The following is a 21685-nucleotide window of genomic DNA, read 5'->3' as shown; positions in this document are numbered from 1 at the left end:
TCAGGAATTAGGTTGAAGCATACGGATAGGGAACGTTTTTTCCCCGTCGTTGCTGCCAATACAATCGGCGCGGCCGGCAGCAGGCGATTTGCACTCGATGGTTGGAACAATAAAATTCGAGCCGTCGCTGCATTTCATCTGCTGAGGATTAGTAATGCTAAGCGCCCCTTGCTGTACGTTACCGCTGGCCGGTCCGCTGCAGGTCACGCCGTTGGACTGGCGTACGCTGACGGTGCCATTGCCTTGTGCAAAGTTATATTTCAACTGCAAAGGACGCCCGGTGAGCTTGTCCTGTATGCCGCCATTGACGCGCCATTCACCGTTAAGGAATTGTGCGGGACCATTGGGCAGGGTCGCGGGAAGCGTCAGGGGGGTGCCCTGCGCCGGGATTACCGGTGGGGTGGTCACGGGGTCGACGCCAGGGAGGGGCGTTTGTGCATCTGGTGTTTCAGGGGCGACCGGGTCCGCTGGGTTAGGCTGCGGACTCGTATTTGCTTCATCCACGATAGTTGGCGGAGTGGTGGCACTACCCTCGGTATCTGCACCCGTAGAAGTCAGTGCAGAGGCGTCTGACGGGAGCGCTGATGCTTCAGCTGATGCAGAGTTCTCTGTTGGCGCTGCGGTCACTATCTTATGGGAATCAACCACTGTACCGTCTACTGCGCCAGGTACGACGGTTGACCCAACGACGGTTTCCATGCCTGGCTGGGAGACTCGCGTTGTCACATCCGGAGACGTGACGTTAGGGGGAGGGATGATAGGGTCCGTAACTGCCGCGGTTTTATCTGTAGAAATGGCCGGTAAGCCAGGAATAGAAACGGACGGCGCACACCCACGCAATAGCCCTAATAGTAGAGCGAGCAATAGCAGTGCAAGGAGTAACCACAGCAACCAACGCCAGTTCCAGCGCCAGCGACGTGTACGCGTCTGCACGTCCATGGCTGAATCGACGACTGGAGCGACGACTGGTTTCGCTGCTTCCTGCAATTTTTCGGCCGCTAGAGGGGCTACCGGAACTGACGATGGGCTCAGCCAATGCATCGGACTGCGCTGTTCCCCTTCTGGGTGAACAAATCCCCAGAAGGTAATCACCAGAATGCCGTTGACGAGGTAAACAAATTCATAGTCGGGGAAGTTGACTACCGACTTTAACAATTGGGCAAAAACGCGACGGTCTCCACCGGTTCCGCTCTGCTCTGTATTGAGCAGCTGTTCGCTGAGTGACTGAACCGCCGTTTGAAACGCAGTAAACTGCTGTCGAGCTGACTCTCGCTCGGCCTCATTTGCGCCGCTCCATGGAATCACATCACCCGGGAAGCTACTGTACCAGTCGGTTCTGTCTCCGCCTTGATCATTTTGCGGAATGGCCAGATGCCGTGCCAGATCTCGACCGGCATCAAGACGATAGATAGCTTCACGTAGCTGGAAGGCCATTTTAAACACCGGATAGCCTGTTTCACCCAGCGCCTTGAATGAAGAGTTATGCCCGGTGCGCAGCAGTGGTCCCTGTATTGAATTTCGCATTATCTAACCCTTTGAAGGCTATGGTTTAATAAAAGCCGCAGTCATGCAGGCTAATTCTTGCTCGCGCCAGGCGTCCAGGTAAAATCCCAGCCATACTGTTTGGCTAGCGACTCCCTGTTAGGATAAAAACTGTCCAGACGCTCCACTTTAATATCGCCATCAATGTTTTTGAGTCGTGCGATGGCCGCTACGTTATTGCGCTGATTGCCATCCGTGAGCGTAGATGTTATCGGCGGCTGATCGGGAACATAGATAGTGATGGTGGCATTTGTGCCTTTCCAGTTATCCGTTCCGCCATAGATGAAGCTGTAAACCAGTACCTCATCGATGTCTTGCCAGTGGCTGCCGTTGATGAAGAGCCATTCTCCATCCTGGTCATTACCTTCGCGCAGATCCTCTTGCAGCATCATGTACGGTGGTTTGTCGTAGCTGCCGAGATATTTACTAAGGGCTTCTGCACCGCCAATTTTGCCGTTTTTAAGGCGAATAAAGGCCGCGATATCGAGGTCGATAGGCTCTTTTTGATTACCTTGCTGCCAGGTCAGGTTGACCTTAATGCGGCCAAAATCCTTTCGTTTCACCAGGCTAATAGTGGGATTATCCTGAGTTAATTCAGTGCTGGTGGGAGCGATAACTGGAGTGGCAACGGAAGCAGGCACCTGTGGCATGGGAGCGCGATGCTTTGACCACCACCAGTAGGTACAGGCGAGTAGTATTAAAAGGAGTAGCAGTAATAGCCAGGGGAGAAAACGTCGCCATAGCGAGGGAATTACCGTCGTAGGAAGAGGAGAAAGAGCTTCTTGTTTCACGATGGCCCAGTTGATTAACACGGGTTCTCCGCCCACGCTATAGCAGTTGAGATCGCGTGAATTCGTTAATAGCGTTTGCAGCGTATGCGCTGAGTGCTCATCACCTCGAGCGGTCAATTGGCTGATGAATCCCGCTAAGATCTCTTGATACTGCAGACGTTTTGCTTGTACGGAAGCCTGTTCAGCTTCGCTAAGTGCAGAGAACGTCTGTGCCAGACCCTGGCGCGCAGTCCACCATTCCAGTTGTCCTTCTGAATTACGGCGAGCAGTGGCAAAGAGCAGCCCAAGAGATGGCGGAAGATGACGGTGTATGAGGGCAACCGTTTCTTCATAGATAGCCAGTGTTGCGTCATCAATTGGTGCAGCTGTTGTTAATCGTTGCATAACCAGAATCGTTGTTGTTGTGAAATAGTTGCGGCGGGTTTTCCAGCACGCATAGTCAGGGTCAGGGTCAGGGTCAGGCCGTCAGTGAAAAGTGGCCTATGTTTTAGAGCCACTCGCATTTCACCTTTAGTTAACGGTGTTTGCTTCCTCCAGGACTTTTATATGCTGCCTGGCATCCGCGACTTTTTTCTCAATTTCTGTAATTTCACTGGCGCTGCTGGCCTTCTGCGACTGCTTCTGCAGATCCTGTAAACGCTGTATTTCTTTCTGGCGTTCACTGCTTTTCAGTTTGCTGGACTTAACCTGTGCGAGGGTTTGTGACAGATCGGATTGCACTTTATTTAACCTGGCCCGCTCATCGGCCAACTTTTTATCCAGATCTTGCTGTCGATTTTGGGTATAAGTTTGCTGCTGCTTAGCTGACTCGTTTTGATATTGACTGAGTCGAACTTGCTGTTCTTTTTGATCGACCTGTTGGCGATAACCGCCAGACGTTGCGCAGCTTAGCTTGGTTAAGAAACTTGGATCTTGTGCATGTAAGTCGCAGTCCTGAGGTGAAGTAGTGCAACCCGTCAGTACGATAGCTGCGAGAAGTAAGTATTTTCTCATCGAATAGTCCATGAATAGCGTTAAATTAAGACGGCTTAATATCGATAAGCCGTCGACTAAAAAACCGATATAGATGTCGGTTAATTGCTGTTATCCCAGAGAAATGGCCTGGCGCTGTTCGTACAGGTCGTTAGTCTCTTTTTCCAGGTCGGCAATTTTGCTATTCAGGGTTGCGTATTCTTTGTTCAGGCTAGCAAGCTTAGCCTTGTCAGCATCGGTCGTGGCTGTCTGTCCCTGTAAGGCAGTTTTATAGGCGGCATCTTTGTCCTTCATACCTTTCATCGTTTCTTTCATTTTGCCGATGTTGGCATCAATTTGGGCTAGCTGGGTCTTGGCGCTGGCTTTATCAAACCCGGCCTTATCTTTTTCAATGCTGATACGCGTTAAGGTTGCCTGGTTATCGTTGATAACTTGTTTCATCGCGAAGGTTGATTTATCCACTGCCACAGTATCTTTATTGATATCTGTATTCATTGCCTGAAGGCGATCTGCGGTTGTTGCATAATCTTTTTTCAGGCCATCAAGATAGTAGTTGGCTGTCATACCCGCTGCACACCCGGCTGCTCCACCGATTGCGGCACCAGCCAGCGCTTTTTTACCGTCACCAGCGAGAGCGCCGACTAACGCCCCCAGCACTGCGCCTGCTACCGCGCCTGTACCACAGCCCTGTGCACCTGATGCGCTAAAAAATTGGGCCTGTTCAGTGGTGTTCAGTCGAGGATCGGGTTTTGTCCCGGATAGCAGAGAACTGCCAGTATTGGCACAGCCACTCAGCAACAGCGTTACGGAGATTAACAAGCATGCTGTATTTCGGTTAAAAGCGTTCACTATTTTTTCCTTAACAAATGAATTAAGTAACAATAAAAAAGCATCATTATGAATAAAATTTAAGCAAGTAATGTTTTGAATTAGTTGAAACAAAATCCTGCATTTTAAAAAAAGTTAAAAATATATATATTATTATCGCAAAAGAGTCTAATAATAAGCTCGGGATTAATACCGGTGCGTTACTATCTGTGCGAAAACAATAATAAAATGAATTATTTGTTTTTTTTCAATGTGAATTTTTTATTTATCATTTGTGATGTGAGTTCAGGCCGATATTGTTGGGTTTATCACAGCGTACTCGTGATAAATCACCGGTAAAGGCATAAAAAGGGAGGGTGTCCCTCTCACAAACATAAAATTTTACTGAAGTATATCTTGTTATTCACGGAGTGAATTTGTCTTAACTCTACACGATTGTTTACGCTTGCAGTTAAGGTATTGATTGTATAGATTGATCTGCGTCAAAAATCAAATGCAATTTAACAAAAACACTAAAAATGGGAGGTGTATTCATATATTCAGCTTTGTTTTGGACGTTAAGTATTTTGAGATTTTTTTTGAAAATAGTGCACCTCCCGTTATGCATCTGTAGTGAAGAGGTGAATTGTCACCGTACATGCCTGGATGTTGATTTATTACGACACCAGGCATTCCGTATTTTTATTTTGCGGCGACAAGCTGAGATACTCTTTGCTGTGTCATGTCGTACTGGCATTGGAACATTCTGATGATGTCTGTATCTGAACCCTTAAGTGAAATTTTTCCGCAGATTGATTCTTTATTTCTTATCCACTGTCTTTGCTCGGGCAGCAACGCTTTTTGTCTTGGCTGACCAAGTTCATGCCAGGTTGTACTTAGGTTTCTATCAGCTTCCATAAAGCGTTCACGGGCTTCATTTACCGTTAGTTCCTGCTGTGATGGCGCTGCTGTTTCAGCTACTGGCTGCGATTGTGGGGTTGCAGGAGTTTCAGACTGTTCGTTTTGCACCTGCGTTTGTGTTTGCTGTTTTAATTGTTCTTTTTTAGCTGCTTGCTCAGCCTGCTGTTCGGCAAGAGCCTGTTGCTGTTTTGCGCGCTGAACTTTTTCCTGCTCAACAATTGGCTGCATTATTGATAGCGTGGAGATAAATGCGGCTCCTGCGGAAGCACCGTTATTGGCTACTGACTTTACAAATACTGTTTTTTTGTCGTCCGTTGGCTGAACGGTGTAGTCAATTTTCGTTGAAAAAGTATTGGCATTCTGTTCCAGGTTGTAGCTCTCCATCGTTTTATCAAAGTTTCGTTGGTAATTTTTGCTGTAAAACTCACTGAGATCATTGTACTCATTAGCATCAATTTTCAGACTGACAGTAGCTGAACATGTTCTTAATGTACTATTTGGGTCTTTACTGGTCGTAATAATGTTAGATACGGTAAAAATGACTTTTTCCAGTGAGGATCGTTTCAATGCATTTGTCACTGAAGACGGTGCAACGGATTCAGGGGCCGTTTGTTCAAGTGCGAATTTTTGTAATAGCTCTACTAATGTTTGGGTGCTGATGTCGGATGAACATTCAATAGTATCGTCCCCACATCCCGCTAAAACGAAGGCGGGAAGTAGGAGTAGCGCTTTTTTATTCATTTCAGTTTGTGCCTCAAATGCATCATTATTTTATAACGGTATCGGCCGATTCATCAGAGACTTGAGATAGAAAGTTGACCCAGGATTAAACCGCTAACCGCCAAAACAAAAAAAGGTGCACAACTGTGCACCAAAGGAGAGACAAACACACTTTTTTGTCAACAACATATCGCTTAACTGGCCGCACGTTCCCGCGCGGCCAGCCATGCTATTTCACGGGGCTTCCAGCGTTATAGCGCCTGGGTGAACGTCCGCGAAATCACATCCTGCTGCTGCTCGCGGGTCAGCGCGTTAAAACGCACCGCATAGCCCGAAACGCGGATCGTCAGGTTGGGATAGTTTTCCGGATGCTGAATGGCATCCAGCAGCATCTCCCGGTTCAGCACGTTAACGTTCAGGTGCTGTCCGCCCTCGACGTGCGCCTCGTGGTGGAAGTAACCGTCGAGCAGCCCCACGAGGTTAGTTTTCCGCACGCCATCCTCTTTGCCCAGCGCCGCCGGTACGATGGAGAAGGTGTAGGAGATCCCATCTTTGGCGTAGGTGAACGGCAGCTTCGCCACTGAGGTCAGCGAAGCGACGGCACCTTTGCGGTCACGGCCGTGCATCGGGTTAGCCCCTGGTGCAAACGGCGTGCCGCCACGGCGACCATCCGGAGTGTTACCGGTTTTCTGGCCGTACACCACGTTAGAGGTGATGGTCAGAATGGACTGCGTTGGCACGGCGTCGCGATAGGTTGGCAGCACCTGGATTTTCTTCATAAAGCGCTCAACCAAATCGCAGGCAATGCTGTCCACACGCTCATCGTTGTTGCCGTACTGCGGATACTCCCCTTCAATCACGAAATCGACCGCCAGCCCGGTATGATCGCGCACCGGTTTTACCTGTGCGTATTTGATAGCAGAAAGGGAATCCGCTGCCACCGACAGCCCGGCAATGCCGCAGGCCATGGTGCGATAAACATCGCGGTCGTGCAGCGCCATCAGCGAGGCTTCGTAGCTGTATTTATCGTGCATGAAGTGGATGATGTTGAGCGCGCTGATGTACTGCACCGCCAGCCAATCCATAAAGTGGTCGAGGCTCTCCATCACCGTATCGTAGTCGAGCACTTCATCCATCAGCGGTGCCGTTTTCGGGCCGACCTGAATCTTCAGCTTCTCATCTACACCGCCGTTGATCGCGTACAGCAACGTTTTGGCGAGGTTGGCGCGCGCGCCAAAGAACTGCATCTGCTTACCGATAACCATTGGGCTCACGCAGCAGGCAATGGCGTAATCGTCGCTGTTAAAGTCGGCGCGCATCAGGTCGTCGTTTTCGTACTGCAGCGAGGAGGTGACGATAGACACCTGGGCGGCATATTTTTTAAAGGCCACCGGCAGCGCTTCTGACCACAGCACCGTCAGGTTCGGCTCCGGCGCAGGCCCCATGGTGTGCAGGGTATGCAGATAGCGGAACGCGTTCTTAGTGACCAGCGTGCGTCCGTCCATTCCCATCCCGCCGATCACTTCGGTCGCCCAGATAGGGTCGCCGGAGAACAGCGTATCGAACTCCGGTGTACGCAGGAAGCGCACCATGCGGATCTTCATAATGAAGTGGTCAATCAGCTCCTGCGCCTGCTGCTCGGTCAGTAAGCCGGCCTTGAAGTCGCGCTCAATATAGACATCGAGGAACGACGCGGTACGGCCGAGCGACATCGCGCCGCCGTTCTGCGATTTCACCGCGGCGAGGTAGGCAAAGTAGAGCCACTGTACCGCTTCCTGGGCGTTACGCGCCGGGCGGGAGATATCGCAGCCGTACTTCGCCGCCATCTCCTGTATTTGCAGCAGCGCGCGGCGGTGCTCCGACAGCTCTTCGCGCAGGCGAATAGTGGCTTCGAGGTTCTGACCGCGTTGCAGGTTGGACTGGAGGTCAGCGAACTGCTGTTCGCGTTCACGCACCAGGTACTGAATGCCGTATAGCGCCACGCGGCGGTAGTCGCCGATGATACGCCCACGGCCATAGCCGTCCGGCAGACCGGTCAGCACGCCGGATTTACGGCAGCGCAGCATGTCCGGGGAGTAGGCATCAAACACGCCCTGGTTGTGGGTTTTACGCAGCTCGGTGAACAGGTATTCGAAGTTCGGGTCCATCTCACGGCCGTAGGCATCGAACGAGCTTTTGATCATGTTGACGCCGCCGTAAGGGTGCAGCGCGCGCTTAAGCGGTTTGTCGGTTTGCAGGCCGACGATCTTTTCCAGACTCTGGTCGATATAGCCTGCGTCGTGAGCGGTAATGGTGGTGGCAATATTGGTATCGAAGTCGACCGGCGCGTGCGTGGCGTTCTCGATGCGAATACCCGCCATCACCTTCTCCCAGAGGGCGAGGGTGGCCGACGTCGCTTCAGCCAGGAAGGATTCATCCCCTTCGTACGGCGTGTAGTTATGCTGAATAAAATCGCGGACGTTAATACTCTCTTTCCAGTCCGTGCCGTCAAATCCCTGCCATGCTTCGGCGTACAGCTTATCGCCGGTATCGATATTTACCTTCATGGATATTCTCTCTGCTGACTAACCGTTAATTACGCGTATTCGACGCTGGCGCTAATTTCGCCTAAATGAATCGCATCGATGGCAATCATCTTTTCTTCATTCGTTGGAATAACGCTGCACACCACGCGGGCATCGTGGGTGGAAATAATTCGCTCGCCGTAGGCGTTCGGTAAATTATTTCGCTCGCTGTCGATATTCACTCCCAGTACGGCGAGGTGCTCAATCACCAGGCGGCGAATTAAAACGGAGTTCTCACCGATACCGCCGGTGAAAATAATCCCGTCGAGGCGATGCAGCGAAGCCGCGTGCCCGGCAATATGGCGGGCGATGCGGTGGACGAAGGTTTTAATCGCCAGTTGGGCGCGTTCATGGCCTTCATGCCACGCTTTTTCCAGTACCCGCAGGTCAGAGGAGAGGCCGGAAATGCCGAGCAGGCCAGACTCCTTATTCACCACCCGTTCCAGGTCAGCGAGCGTCTGCTGGGTTTCACTGGCAACCCAGGCCATAGCGCCGAAGTCCACGTCGCCGCTGCGGGTGCCCATCATCAGCCCTTCGAGCGGGGTCATACCCATGGAGGTATCCACGCTCTGACCGTTACGTACCGCACAGATAGAGGCGCCATTACCGAGGTGGGCGACCACCAGGCCGGAGTCCTGCTCTGGCAGGCTAAGCAGGTCGTGGGCGCGCTGAGAGACGTAGCGATGCGAAGTGCCGTGGAAGCCGTAGCGGCGTACGCCCAGCTCTTCAAAATATTTCCACGGCAGGCCGTAGAGATAGGCTTCTGGCGGTAATGTCTGGTGGAAGCTGGTATCAAATACCGCCACCTGCGTGACGCCGGGGAACAGTTGCTGCGCAGACTCAATACCGCTGAGGTTGGCGTAATTATGCAGCGGCGCCAGCGGTGAAACTCTGCGGATATTCTCAATCACTTCATCAGTAATAATGGCGGATTCGGTAAAGATATTTCCGCCGTGGGCAATACGGTGGCCAATTAAGGCCACGCTGTCATTTAAATCACGCTTTTCGAGTTCAAAGGCAATTGCCTTTAATGCGCCTTCGTAGCTGGCTCACCTCCATTTACGGATAAGAACGCATTTTCAGTGTTAATCCCGTCAGCAATACCCGCCATTAATACATCACAGTTGGTTGCATCCAGTACTGAAAACTTAATTGAAGATGATCCACAGTTAATCACTAATACGACCGGGAATTCATTCATTTTACGACTCATCCTGAGCTTACAGATTAAAACAGTTTGTACACGATGTTGAGAATGGTCAGCAGACCAATAATGGTGACAAACACGTTATCCAGACGACCACGGTATTTCGCCAGCGATGGCGCTTTACGGATGGCGTACATCGGTAACAGGCACAGCAGGGAAGCGATAATTGGCGCACCCATGGCTTCAATCAGGTCCAGAATGTTCGGGTTGGCGTAAGCGACGACCCAGGTGGAGCCCATGATGAAGATCATGCTGATGGTGTTCAGTTTCCCGGAGGAGACTTTGGTTTTATCGCCTTTGTAGCCAAACTTCAGCACCAGGCCGTTCAGCCCTTCCAGCGTGCCGAGGTAGTGGCCGAAGAAGGATTTGAAGATAGCGACCAGTGCGATGATAGACGCACCGTACTCCAGCGTGGTGGCGAAGGTCGACTTGGTGCCCGCCATGGAGGAGAAGTGGTTTGCCAGGTAAGAGAGCACCGGAATGTTCTGCGCTTTGGCTTCCGCCATGTTCTGCGGAGAGAGCGTAAACAGACAGCTAAAGGCGAAGAACATCACCACGGCCACCATCAGAACGCTGGCACGGGAGATAATCTGTGAACATTTCTGCTCGGTGAATTCACGGCCGAAGTCCTTCTCATACTCTTCGCGCTTGGAGACCACGAAGGAAGAGACGATCGGCGAGAAGTTAAAGGAGAACACCATGATGGAGATACCCAGCCATACGGTCACCAGGATACCGTCATGCCCGGTCAGCGCGATATTGCTGAGATCGACCTGATCGATAGCGGCAGAGTTCCAGTAAGGGATCAGCGACAGCGAAATCAGCACCAGGCAGGCAATGAACGGCCAGACCAGGTAGCTCATCACTTTAACCATCAGGTCTTTACCAAACCAGATAACGAAAGCCATCAGCAGCAGCAGGAACAGGGCAACAAAGCCACGGTTCAGCGCTGGCATCTGCAGCTGGTTTTCCCAGAAGGTCATAAAGGTGTTGGTAATGGTGACGCCATAGATCCACAGCAGCGGGCAGATGGCGAAGAAGTACAGGAAGGTGATCACCACGCCGCCCGTCTTACCAAAATGCTCCTCTACCGTTTCGGTGATGTTGCCGGAGGGGTTAGACCCTGACAGGCACAGACGCGCCAGCGCGCGGTGGCAGTAGAAGGCAATAGGGTAAGCCAGCAGCAGCATCAGGAGAATGGGGATTAGCCCACCAAACCCGGCGCGAATCGGGAAGAACAATACCCCGGCGCCGATGGCGGTGCCGAATAAACCCAGGGTCCACGTAGTATCTGATTTACGCCAGACAGATTGTTTGGTCTGGCTGGATATAATGCTTTCAGTAGTACTCATATCCTATCCTCAGCGAAGTGTAATAGTAGAATTAAGCGTCAACTAAACCGGTAATTTGTGATACGCGAGATAAGTCGATATTCCCGCCAGAAATAATGCTGACCGTTTTTCTGTTTTGGATATAGCTATCTAATTTGCCGCTTAATAATGCCGCACAGGCCAGGGCGCCAGCACCTTCGGTAACGACTTTATTACGCTGAATAAGGGCGATCATGCTTTTGCGAATTTCATCTTCGTTGACCAGCACAATATCATCGACGAGGTCACGAACGATTTCATAGGTTAAATTACCCGGGCGAGAGACGTCACAGCCGTCTGCCAGGGTGCCGGTCGTTCGGTGCGTGGTTATATTTCCGGCATAATAAGAGGCCGCCATGCCGTGAACGTTTTCGGATTGAACGCCAATCACTTTAATCGTTGGGTTAATTGATTTAATGGCGATAGCAATACCGGCAATTAAACCGCCGCCGCCGATTGGCACAATCACGTTATCGACATCATAGAGGTCTTCGAGAATTTCCAGACCAATGGTGCCTTGCCCGGCAATCACTTTCGGGTCGTCATACGGTGGGATAAAAATACGGCCTTCCATTTCAACAATTTCGCTCACTTTGGCGATGGTGTCGTTGAAGTTATCGCCGTGCAGAACCACTTCTGCAGAGTAGTCACAGGTGGCTGCCACTTTAGATTTCGGCGCGCCTTTTGGCATCACCACTTTGCCGTCAATGCCCAGCATTGCGCAGGAGAGCGAAACGCCCTGCGCATGGTTGCCCGCCGAGCAGGCCACCACGCCTTTGCGTCTTTCGGCTTCGGTCAGGGAGCTAAGCTTATTAAAGGCACCACGGATTTTAAACGAACCCGTACGTTGCATATTTTCGAACTTCAGGAAGATATCGCCTTTGCATTGCTCACTAAAATAGTTTGAGCGCGGCATACCGGTTTTATAAATTTTACCTGCCAGGCGTTTTTTGGCTTCAATAATATCTTCAATTGCAACTGGGAGATCGTATGTAATATGCATTATAACCTCATAACCTAAGTATTAGGGTAATAGATGTCCGTCACCACTGACCGATAAATAGATCGGTGGTATTTGTACTGGGCTTTTAAAACTACTGGGCTATTTAATATTCATTATTTGTTTTTGCCTGCGTCCATTGCAGGCCGAGTATTCCTTTGCTAATTGCACCAGAATTGATGCGGCTTTTTTTATTCGATAATTCTTTGACCACACGGCGGCGTAGCGCGCCACGGGAAGTACTTCTTCAACATCGAGAGTAATAAACTGGTCTGAGCCAAAAGGTGCGGTCATATCGCAAGGAATCACCGTCAGAAAATCGGCATTGAGAACAAGATTATAAATAGTGACCACCGAGTCGGTCTTAACAATGTTTTCAATGCTGATGCCATTTCGTTGTAGCGTAATAAGCAGTTCGCTGTAGTAGCCCATATTGGTTTGTGGTAACACCCACTGTGCGTCTTTTAGCGAAGCCAGCGTGGGGTTACCGCTGCATGTTCGGGATTTGTTCGCCACCACCACAAACTCTGACTCAAAAAGCGGCTCAACGTGCAGGTCCTGCAGCTTCATCTCATCGCTTAAGGTGCCAATCGCGAAATCCAGGCGACCATCGCGCAGGGCGGGCAGGAACGAGGAGAGCTGTGCTTCGAACATTGAGATCTGTACCTTCGGGAACACCTCTTTAAACTTTTGAATCATGTCAGACATAAAGGTGAAGCCAATCAGCGACGGAAAGCCGAATGAGACATCTACCGTTGCATCGTCGGTCATGCTGTTCATCTCATTCACCATGTTGGTCATCTCACGGGTGATGGATTCCGACCAGGAGAGCAGCACCTGGCCTGGGTGAGTCAGCGTGACGCCGGTATTCTTCCGCACGATAAGCTCGGCACCAAAGTAAGTTTCAATATCGCTTATGATTTTACTGACTGCGGGCTGCGTTAACCCCAGCTCTTTTGCCGCAGAACCAATAGAACCACTACGGATCACTTCCTGAAAGACCACCAGATTCTGTATTTTAGGGAGAATAAATGTGTTCATAACAATCCGTGTTAATTACTTTGTTGACGGAAATAAGTGTAACAAATTAACAGGGCGGGGATTTGTGCGAGCACTCACAAATTGTCTTTTGATGAATTTCAGCATGCTATGGTTTGCTTAATAAATTCATTAATATCAATAAGTTGTTTGTTTTAATATAACGTTTTGTCCTGATTTTAATCAAAAAATAATGGGGGGATAACAATATTTTATGGCGATAACGATGGCCATTTTTTTTCGCCGTTAATAATCGCCATCTGGCGAACTTTCAAGCAATTATCGGGTGATTAACGGTCAATAAATGGCTTAAATTTAATGTGTAATTTATCAACTTAAATTTTAAATGAACCATTATGCTTATTAAAGAATGGCGGGTGTCACATTTTCCGCCCGCGATTGTGCTGAAAGATACGTATTAGTTATTAACTCTAAAAATATTATCTACAATTTATTATCATATATAACATTTATTTAACTGTGGTTTTTTGCCCGATTTTTGGGCGTTCATTTTGGTTATGAAATCGGTTGCTTTTGTTTTGTGTTGTGAAAAGTTTGATAGGCAGTGTTTTGTGTTGATGCTCACAGATCTGCATTCTTCTTTGCGAGGGGGAAATGCGGGGGAGGATAAAGCGAAGAGAAAAGGGTAACCCGATGGGCCACCCTAATAGCCAGATATCAGCTCAGCGCCACCTTAATGCCCAGCGCAATCAGCAGTCCGCCCAGCATCTTATCAATAATCTTCTGCGCCTTTGCCAGCCCACGACGTACCGGCGCGCTCTGGATAAGCACCACCAGCATTGGCCACCAGATAACCGAGACGGTGAGGATCACCCCGGCGTACCACAGTTTCTCCGGGAAACCGGATTTCACGTTCAATACCTGAGTGAAAATAGAGAGGAAGAACAGCGTGGCCTTAGGGTTCAATAGGTTGCACAGATAGCCCTGCAAAAACGCTTTTTTTAGCGTGGTTTCCTGCTGAACAACACCGGTCATATCCATGCTTTTATGCCCACGAGCCAGCAGCGCCAGTAAACCCACCCAGATAAGATAGGCCGCGCCCGCGTATTTCAGAATATCGAACAGCCATGGCGTGGTGGTGATCACTACCGCCAGACCGGCTACGCAGTAAGACATATGCGTCAGCACGCCGCAGGTGATGCCAAAGGCGGTCATCATGGCAGGCAGTCGGCGATAGCGTGCGGCGTTTTTAATCACCATAAAGAAGTCCGGGCCGGGTGACAAAATGCCGAGCGTGGCAATAGACGCAACGAACGCCGTTGCACCAATAGAAGGTATGAACATTAGGGTGGTCTCTTATCAGGAAGGCGAATAAATTAGAGCGGGATCACAAAACCCACTATGACCGGAATCAAGGTTTCCGCGTAATTATCCGCGCTTTATCCTGCAAGCGTCGCCGTCTCGTTGAGCTGCTCCAGCAACTGATTGACCGCCGGGTTCTCCACCGCCTGAACCGCATAGCAAATGCCAATCCGCCGCAGCAGCGGATACCCCGGCAGCGCCCGGGCGCTGAGGTCGCAGCGGGCTTCTATCAGCGAGTGCGGCGCAATTGCCAGACCAAACCCCGCCTCGACCAGATCCAGCGCCAGCGTAAAGCTGCCCGCATTGGCGCTGGGCGCACCGGCCGCCGTGCCGTAAAACGGCAGGAAGCGTTGATGAGAATCGTGGGCCGGATACATCACCCAGGGGTAGCTATAGAGCTGCTCCAGCGTCAGTTCATCCACCTGCGTCAGCGGATGATCGCCTGGAAGCGCCAGCATATAGTGCTCGTCGAACAGCGGCATAAACAGCTCGTCTTCGCAGCGCAGGCTCTCGCAGCCGAGACGAATATCCCCGGTACAGCCAGGGTCGAGCGTGACCAGTGTATCCGGCATCTCAAGACGAATGCGCTGTAGCAGTGAGGCCAGACACGGCGAGGCGATGTCCTGCTCGACGCCGATATTCAGCGGCGCGCGGTCCTGGCGTTTACGAAAGCGCGAGGTGAGGGTCGCCATCTCCTGGAGCATACGGCAGGCGTGCGGATAGAGCGCGCGCGCATCTTCCGTCACCTCCACGCCGCGGGGCTTACGTACAAAGAGTTGCGTACCGAGTTCCTCTTCCAGCGCTTTCACGGTGGCAGAGAGCGCAGGCTGTGTCAGACTTAACTGTTCAGCCGCGCGGGTAATGTTGCGCTCTTCAAATACGCAGATGAAGGCGCTGAGCTGTCGCTTATCCATAGATTTATTTTATGGCTGTGAAAAAAACAAACCATTTTTCACCATTCTCATCCGGATTTAAAGTAGCGCCATCAATTTTATTTATGAGGAATACCAATGAACGCTGCATCTAAACCATTAGTCGTGATTACCGGCGCCAGCTCCGGGATTGGCCTGGCCACTGCAAAACTGCTGTCAGAACGCGGACATGCGCTGCTGCTGCTGGCGCGTCGTGTGGATCGTATGACGGCGCTGAATCTGCCGCGCACCCTGTGTCGTTCGGTAGACGTCACCAACCGTCAGGCGGTGGCCGATGCCATTGCCGAAGCGGAACAGCAGTTCGGGCCGGTTGATGCGATGGTCAACAACGCAGGCGTGATGCTGCTGGGCAACATCGACGATCAGAACCCGGATGAATGGGAGCAGATGATCGACGTTAACGTCAAAGGGCTGCTGAACGGGGTTCACGCGGTGACCAAAGGGATGATTGAGCGTAAAGCGGGCACCATCATCAATATCAGCTCGATTGCCGGGCGCAAAACGTTCCCGAACCACGTGGTCTACGTCGGCACCAAGTTTGCGGTGCATGGCCTGTCCGAAAACCTGCGTGAAGAGCTGTCGCCGCACAACGTGCGCGTGGTGGTGATTGCACCGGGTGCGGTGGAAACCGAACTGCTGAGCCACACGACCAGCGACGACATTAAAGCCGGTTATCAGAGCTGGAAGCAGGATATGGGCGGTAAAGTGCTGAGCCCGGAAGATGTGGCCCATGCTATCGAGTACGCCTATTCCCAGCCGCAGTACGTTTGTATTCGTGAAATTGTGCTGGCGGCGACCCGTCAGGGCGCATAATTTATCGCGAAATAAAAATAGATAGCCTCATTGATAACATTGTTATTCGTGAGGCTATTTTCATAATAGATTATTCTGACCTGATTCCACGCTATTTATTTTTCCTATGACCTGCTGCACTATTATTGCGCCTGATGTGCTTTTACGGTGCGCATTAATATTGTTACCACTTTCTTTGTTAATTTAAAATCACAATAAAAACATAGTGTTAAATATCTGGCACGTGCCTTGCTAATTGAATTCCATCTTGTATACCAACAGGAATTCAACGATGGCATTAATGACAGGACAAACGCTGGCCGCATGGCGTCAGCAAATCAGTCAGGACAGCGACTCCGTTCTTACGCTTTTAATTGAACATGTTAATACCTTCTCCGCAGAGGATAACGCGTGGCTGGCGATCGCCAGCGAAGCGCAGTTGAAGGCACAATTAGCCGCGTTAATTCCGCTGTATCAAAATAACCCGCAAGCCCTGCCATTATTTGGTATTCCGTTTGCGGTCAAAGACAACGTGGACGTGGCGGGATGGCCGACCACCGCGGCCTGCCCGGCATTTGAATATATTGCCGAGCAGGATGCAACGGCGGTTGCCCGGCTGAAAGCCGCCGGGGCGATTGTGGTGGGCAAAACCAACCTCGACCAGTTCGCCACCGGGCTGGTGGGTACGCGCTCTCCCTACGGTGCGGTGGTCAATACTTTCAACCCCGATTACGTCAGCGGTGGCTCCAGCTCCGGCTCGGCCTCCGTGGTGGCGCGTGGCCTGGTGCCGTTCGCCTTTGGCACCGACACCGCCGGTTCCGGGCGTGTGCCCGCCGGGTTTAACAATATCGTCGGCCTCAAGCCGACCAAAGGCTGGCTCTCTGCTAAAGGTGTGGTACCGGCCTGCCGTCTCAATGACACCCTGTCAGTATTTGCCCTGACGGTAGACGACGCCTTTTATATCGCCTCGCTGGCGGGCGGCGCGGATGCTGAGGATGCTTACTCGCGCACCAACCCGGCGACGGCACCCGCTACGTTTGCGCCGACCCCGACCTTTGCCGTGCCGGAGACGCTGAACTTCTTCGGCGACGTACAGGCGCAGGCGGCATGGGAGCAGGCGCTTGATGCGATGCGCGAGGGTGGGGTAACGCTCAAGCCTATCGATTTCTCCGTCTTTACCCAGCTTGCTGAACAGCTCTATCAGGGGCCGTGGGTCGCTGAGCGCACGGCAGCCGTGGGCGACATGCTCCAGCACCCCGAGCAGATGGATCCGACCGTTTATACCATCGTTTCTGCGGGCCTGAACTACAGCGCGGTTGACGCCTATAACGCCGAATACCTGCGCGCCGAGCTGGCGTTAAAAATCCAGCAGACGTTGGGCGAGGTTGACGCGCTGGTGGTGCCAACGTCGCCCACCATCCATACCCTGAAGGAGATGGAGCAGGAACCGATTCGCTTCAACTCCCGGTTCGGTACCTATACCAACTTCACCAACCTTGCTGACCTCAGCGCGCTGGCGCTGCCCGCGCCGTTCCGCGCCGGTGGACTGCCGGCGGGTATCACCCTGCTTGCCCCCGCGTGGCACGACCGGGCGCTGGCCGATTTTGGCCAACGCTGGCAGCAACAGCTGGCGCTGCCATTAGGGGCGACCGGGCTGCCGTTCACGCCAAACGCCACCGCGATGCCGCCGTCCCCGCATCATGTGCGCATTGCCGTGGTCGGCGCGCACCTGCGCGGTATGCCGCTCAACTTCCAGCTCACCACCCGTCATGCCGTCTTTGTGGAAGCCACGCAGACGGCGGCGACCTATCGCCTGTACGCGCTCGCCAATACCCAGCCGCAAAAGCCGGGGCTGGCCCGTGATGCCTCCGGTGCGGCGATTGACGTTGAGCTGTGGGATATCCCGCTGGCGCGCTTTGGCGAGTTCGTGGCGGAAATTCCGTCGCCGCTGGGCATTGGCTCGCTGGAGCTTTGCGATGGTCGCTGGGTGAAGGGCTTTATCTGTGAACCGGCGGCGCTGAACGACGCCGTGGACATTACCGAATTTAAGGGCTGGCGGCACTGGGTTGCCCGTAAGGAGAACCACCATGTTTAACACCGTGCTGATTGCTAACCGTGGCGAAATTGCCTGCCGCGCGATCCGAACCCTGAAACGTCTGGGCATCACCAGCGTAGCGGTCTACTCCGAGGCGGATAAAAACGCCGAACACGTTAAGCAGGCCGATATCGCGCTGGCGCTGGGCGGCGAAAAGGCCAGCGACAGCTACCTGAAAATTGACGCGATTATTGCCGCTGCGCGGGAAAGCGGCGCGCAGGCTATCTGGCCGGGCTACGGTTTTCTCTCGGAAAGCCTGCCGTTTGCCGACGCCTGTGACAAGGCGGGCATTGTGTTTATCGGCCCTACCGCGCAGCAGATTGGCGAGTTTGGCCTGAAGCACCGCGCTCGCGAGCTGGCCGCTGAGGCAGGTGTACCGATGACGCCGGGTACCGGGCTGCTTAACTCGCTCGACGAGGCGCTGAACGCGGCGCAGAACATTGGCTATCCGGTGATGCTGAAAAGCACGGCGGGCGGCGGCGGGATAGGCTTGACGCGCTGCGCCGATGCACAGGCGCTGGCGCAGGGCTGGGAGAGCGTGCGCCGTCTGGGCGAGCAGTTCTTTAGTGATGCCGGGGTGTTTGTTGAGCGCTGCGTGGATCGCGCGCGTCATATCGAAGTGCAGATTTTTGGCGACGGCAAAGGCAACGTGGTGGCGCTCGGCGAGCGCGACTGCTCGCTCCAGCGCCGCAACCAGAAGGTGGTGGAAGAGACGCCTGCGCCAAATCTCCCGGCGGCGACCCGCGCATTGATTCTTGAGGCGGCGGTGCAGCTCGGTAAGCTGGTCAACTACCGCAGCGCCGGGACGGTAGAGTTTATCTACGATGCCGCGCTGGACGCGTTTTATTTCCTCGAAGTGAATACCCGTCTCCAGGTTGAACACCCGGTGACGGAATGCGTTACCGGGCTGGATCTGGTGGAGTGCATGCTGCGCGTGGCGGCTGATGAACCTATCGACTGGGCGCGTCTGGCAAAAGCGCCGCAGGGGGCGGCGATTGAAGTGCGCCTTTATGCTGAAAGCCCGCTGAAAAACTTCCAGCCGAGCCCCGGCGTACTGACTGAAGTGGTTTTCCCGGACGATGTGCGCATCGATACCGGCGTGACCACCGGCAGCGAAGTGTCCGCGTTTTACGACCCGATGATCGCCAAGCTGATTGTTCATGCTCCAACCCGCGCGCTAGCGCTGGCAAAACTGGCGACGGCGCTCGACGCCACGCGACTGCACGGCATCGCCACTAACCTCGACTACCTGCGGCAGATTACCGCCAGCGAGGCGTTTATCAGCGGCACCGCCTGGACGCGCATGCTCGACAGCGTGGTGGCGCAGTCGCCGATGATTGAAGTATTGCAGCCCGGCACCTGGAGCAGCGTGCAGGATTATCCGGGCCGTCAGGGCTACTGGGATATCGGCGTGCCACCGTCCGGCCCGATGGATGATTTTGCCTTCCGTCTGGCGAACCGCATTGTCGGTAACCACGAATCGGCGGCCGGGCTGGAGTTCACCCTTCAGGGGCCGGTGCTGCAGTTCCATGCCGATGCGCTGATTGCCCTGACCGGGGCTGATTGTCAGGCGAAGCTGGACGATGAAGCGGTGCCGATGTGGCAGCCCGTAGCGGTGAAGGCGGGGCAAACCCTGAGTCTGGGCCGTGCGCAACGCGGCTGCCGGGGTTATCTGGCGGTGCGCAACGGCCTCGATGTGCCGGTTTATCTCGGCAGCCGTTCCACCTTCGCGCTGGGGCAGTTCGGCGGCCACGCGGGGCGCACGCTGAAGGTCGCGGACCTGTTGCCAATCTCACGTCCAGAGCTGGCGGCCTGCACCACGCCTGCGCCCATTTCCGAGCCGAAGGCACTCTCGGCGGCGCTGATCCCTGAATACGGTGAAGTCTGGCGCATTGGCGTGCTCTACGGACCGCACGGTGCGCCGGACTTTTTCACCCAGGAAGCTATCGACGAGTTCTTCGCCAGCGACTGGCAGGTGCACTACAACTCCAACCGCCTCGGCGTGCGTTTAGTCGGCCCCAAACCGAGCTGGACACGCCCGAACGGCGGCGAGGCGGGACTGCATCCGTCGAACGTGCATGACTGCGAATACGCCATTGGTGCGATTAACTTTACCGGCGACTTCCCGGTGATCCTCACCCGCGACGGCCCAAGCCTCGGCGGCTTTGTCTGCCCGGTGACCATCGCCAAAGCGGAACTGTGGAAAGTGGGGCAGGTGAAGCCAGGCGACCGCATTCGCTTCTACCCGATTAGCGTGGAAGATGCGGTGGCGCGGGAAAATGCCATGGACCGCAGCGTCGACACCCTGCAAACCACCGCGCTGCCGGAGTTTGCCATGCCGTCGCTTGCCGACCGCGACGGGGTTTCCGCCGCTGGGCTGGTGTCGCTGCCAGCGACCTTCAGCACCCCGGCGATTGTTTATCGTCAGGCGGGCGACAACTACATCCTGATTGAGTACGGCGAAAACGTGCTGGATCTGGCGCTACGCCTGCGCGTTCACGTGCTGATGGAGCAACTGCGCGAACGGGCGCATCCGGGTATTAAAGAGCTTTCCCCCGGCGTGCGTTCGCTGCAGGTGCGTTACGACAGCCGTGAAATCAGCCAGCCCGCGCTGGTGGCGCTGCTGCTGGAGCAGGAGGCACGCATCGGCGATGTCACCCGCATGAAGGTGCCGTCACGCATCGTCCATCTGCCGATGGCCTTTGAGGACAGCGCCACGCTGGACGCCGTCAGCCGCTACGCCGATACCGTGCGCGCAACCGCGCCGTGGCTGCCGAACAACGTCGACTTTATCCAGCGTATTAACGGCCTGCCGACGCGTGAAGCGGTGATGGAGACCCTGTTTGACGCCAGCTATCTGATTCTGGGGCTGGGGGACGTCTACCTCGGCGCGCCGTGTGCGGTGCCGGTTGATCCGCGCCATCGCCTGCTGAGTTCCAAGTATAACCCGGCACGCACCTTCACTGCCGAAGGCACGGTGGGTATTGGCGGCATGTACATGTGCATCTACGGCATGGACTCGCCGGGCGGCTATCAGCTGGTGGGGCGCACGCTGCCCATCTGGAACAAGTTCCTCAAAAACGGGCAGTTCAGCGAGGGCGAACCGTGGCTGCTGCGCTTCTTCGACCAGGTGCGTTTCTACCCGGTGAGCGAAGCGGAGCTGACCCTGCTGCGCGATGATTTCCGCGAAGGCCGTGCGGCGGTGCGCATTGAAGAGACGGTGTTTGATTTTGCCGAGCACCTGCAGTTCCTCGATGACAACGCCGACGAAATCGCCCGTTTCCGTCAGCTTCAGTCTGCGGCGTTTGAAGCGGAGGTGGAGCGCTGGCATCTGGACGATCAGGAGGCCGACGTTGAAAGCCTGTTGCCGACGCAGGAAGAGGCCATTGACGACGGCGCGCTGCCGGTTACCGCCGATATGAACGGCAATATCTGGAAAGTGCTGGTCGCGCCGGGCGAGGCAGTGGAAGCCGGTCAGACGCTGGTCATCGTGGAAGCCATGAAAATGGAGCTGGCGATTCACGCCCCGCAGGCGGGCACCGTAAAACGCATCGGCTGCCAGCCGGGCCGCCCGGTGAGTCCCGGCGACGCGCTGCTGTGGCTGGAATAGG

Annotated in this window: 14 protein-coding genes and 1 pseudogene; 3 read left to right on the top strand and 12 right to left on the bottom strand. The window is 53.8% G+C overall.

Annotation, left to right across the window (positions count from 1 at the left end):
• From V6940_RS06310 to V6940_RS06255, 12 genes and pseudogenes are all read right to left on the bottom strand, one after another.
• Window positions 1-1524 carry an SrfA family protein gene (locus V6940_RS06310; protein WP_333495245.1) on the bottom strand — a complete coding sequence of 508 codons (1524 nt, stop codon included), beginning with the start codon at window positions 1522-1524 and terminating at the stop codon, window positions 1-3.
• Window positions 1525-1574: 50 nt separating this feature from the next.
• Complete coding sequence (locus V6940_RS06305; protein WP_333495244.1) at window positions 1575-2717, bottom strand: tellurite resistance domain protein; 1143 nt, start codon at window positions 2715-2717, stop codon at window positions 1575-1577.
• 126 nt (window positions 2718-2843) lie between these two features.
• Complete coding sequence (locus V6940_RS06300; protein ID WP_333495243.1) at window positions 2844-3326, bottom strand: hypothetical protein; 483 nt, start codon at window positions 3324-3326, stop codon at window positions 2844-2846.
• A gap of 90 nt (window positions 3327-3416) precedes the next feature.
• Window positions 3417-4247, bottom strand: a complete 831-nt coding sequence (locus tag V6940_RS06295; protein ID WP_333495242.1) for a hypothetical protein — start codon at window positions 4245-4247, stop codon at window positions 3417-3419.
• 567 nt (window positions 4248-4814) lie between these two features.
• The gene (locus V6940_RS06290; RefSeq protein ID WP_333495241.1) at window positions 4815-5774 is read right to left on the bottom strand and encodes a hypothetical protein; all 960 of its coding nucleotides are present in this window, start codon (window positions 5772-5774) and stop codon (window positions 4815-4817) included.
• Between the two features lie 230 nt (window positions 5775-6004).
• Window positions 6005-8299 (bottom strand): formate C-acetyltransferase, encoded by a 2295-nt coding sequence (gene pflB / locus V6940_RS06285; protein WP_333495240.1) that lies wholly within the window; start codon window positions 8297-8299, stop codon window positions 6005-6007.
• 29 nt (window positions 8300-8328) lie between these two features.
• Window positions 8329-9518, bottom strand: a pseudogene (gene tdcD, locus V6940_RS06280) (propionate kinase).
• 26 nt (window positions 9519-9544) lie between these two features.
• Complete coding sequence (gene tdcC, locus V6940_RS06275; protein ID WP_333495239.1) at window positions 9545-10876, bottom strand: threonine/serine transporter TdcC; 1332 nt, start codon at window positions 10874-10876, stop codon at window positions 9545-9547.
• Window positions 10877-10907: 31 nt separating this feature from the next.
• Window positions 10908-11897, bottom strand: coding sequence for a bifunctional threonine ammonia-lyase/L-serine ammonia-lyase TdcB (tdcB, locus tag V6940_RS06270; RefSeq protein WP_185667243.1), 990 nt, complete (start codon window positions 11895-11897; stop codon window positions 10908-10910).
• Between the two features lie 99 nt (window positions 11898-11996).
• Window positions 11997-12935 carry a transcriptional regulator TdcA gene (gene tdcA / locus V6940_RS06265; protein WP_333495238.1) on the bottom strand — a complete coding sequence of 313 codons (939 nt, stop codon included), beginning with the start codon at window positions 12933-12935 and terminating at the stop codon, window positions 11997-11999.
• Window positions 12936-13610: 675 nt separating this feature from the next.
• Window positions 13611-14237: a LysE family transporter gene (locus V6940_RS06260; protein ID WP_185667241.1), complete on the bottom strand. Its 627-nt coding sequence runs from the start codon at window positions 14235-14237 to the stop codon at window positions 13611-13613.
• A 95-nt stretch (window positions 14238-14332) separates the two neighbouring features.
• On the bottom strand, window positions 14333-15169 hold the full coding sequence (locus tag V6940_RS06255; RefSeq protein WP_333495237.1) for a LysR family transcriptional regulator: 837 nt from the start codon (window positions 15167-15169) through the stop codon (window positions 14333-14335).
• A 96-nt stretch (window positions 15170-15265) separates the two neighbouring features.
• On the opposite strand from V6940_RS06255, the gene V6940_RS06250 reads away from it, so the two are divergent.
• The 3 genes from V6940_RS06250 (at window position 15266) to uca (ending at window position 21684) form a co-directional block, all read left to right on the top strand.
• The gene (locus V6940_RS06250) at window positions 15266-16000 is read left to right on the top strand and encodes an SDR family oxidoreductase (protein WP_185667239.1); all 735 of its coding nucleotides are present in this window, start codon (window positions 15266-15268) and stop codon (window positions 15998-16000) included.
• Between the two features lie 271 nt (window positions 16001-16271).
• Window positions 16272-18074, top strand: a complete 1803-nt coding sequence (gene atzF / locus V6940_RS06245) for an allophanate hydrolase (protein WP_333495236.1) — start codon at window positions 16272-16274, stop codon at window positions 18072-18074.
• Window positions 18067-21684, top strand: coding sequence for an urea carboxylase (gene uca / locus V6940_RS06240; protein ID WP_333495235.1), 3618 nt, complete (start codon window positions 18067-18069; stop codon window positions 21682-21684). Before atzF ends, uca begins: the two co-directional genes overlap by 8 nt.
• The last annotated feature ends 1 nt before the right edge of the window (window position 21685 follow it).

The sequence above is a fragment of the Kluyvera sp. CHPC 1.251 genome (assembly GCF_036759945.1).
Lineage (GTDB): Bacteria > Pseudomonadota > Gammaproteobacteria > Enterobacterales > Enterobacteriaceae > Kluyvera > Kluyvera sichuanensis.
This window is presented reverse-complemented; position numbering and strand designations above follow the sequence as displayed.

Coding starts and splice junctions, on each gene's coding strand:
- V6940_RS06305 (WP_333495244.1), bottom strand. CDS start 2,717: ATGCAACGATTAACAACAGCTGCACCAATTGATGACGCAACACTGGCT.
- V6940_RS06250 (WP_185667239.1), top strand. CDS start 15,266: ATGAACGCTGCATCTAAACCATTAGTCGTGATTACCGGCGCCAGCTCC.
- V6940_RS06290 (WP_333495241.1), bottom strand. CDS start 5,774: ATGAATAAAAAAGCGCTACTCCTACTTCCCGCCTTCGTTTTAGCGGGA.
- uca (WP_333495235.1), top strand. CDS start 18,067: ATGTTTAACACCGTGCTGATTGCTAACCGTGGCGAAATTGCCTGCCGC.
- V6940_RS06255 (WP_333495237.1), bottom strand. CDS start 15,169: ATGGATAAGCGACAGCTCAGCGCCTTCATCTGCGTATTTGAAGAGCGC.
- tdcB (WP_185667243.1), bottom strand. CDS start 11,897: ATGCATATTACATACGATCTCCCAGTTGCAATTGAAGATATTATTGAA.
- V6940_RS06260 (WP_185667241.1), bottom strand. CDS start 14,237: ATGTTCATACCTTCTATTGGTGCAACGGCGTTCGTTGCGTCTATTGCC.
- tdcA (WP_333495238.1), bottom strand. CDS start 12,935: ATGAACACATTTATTCTCCCTAAAATACAGAATCTGGTGGTCTTTCAG.
- tdcC (WP_333495239.1), bottom strand. CDS start 10,876: ATGAGTACTACTGAAAGCATTATATCCAGCCAGACCAAACAATCTGTC.
- pflB (WP_333495240.1), bottom strand. CDS start 8,299: ATGAAGGTAAATATCGATACCGGCGATAAGCTGTACGCCGAAGCATGG.
- V6940_RS06300 (WP_333495243.1), bottom strand. CDS start 3,326: ATGAGAAAATACTTACTTCTCGCAGCTATCGTACTGACGGGTTGCACT.
- V6940_RS06310 (WP_333495245.1), bottom strand. CDS start 1,524: ATGCGAAATTCAATACAGGGACCACTGCTGCGCACCGGGCATAACTCT.
- atzF (WP_333495236.1), top strand. CDS start 16,272: ATGGCATTAATGACAGGACAAACGCTGGCCGCATGGCGTCAGCAAATC.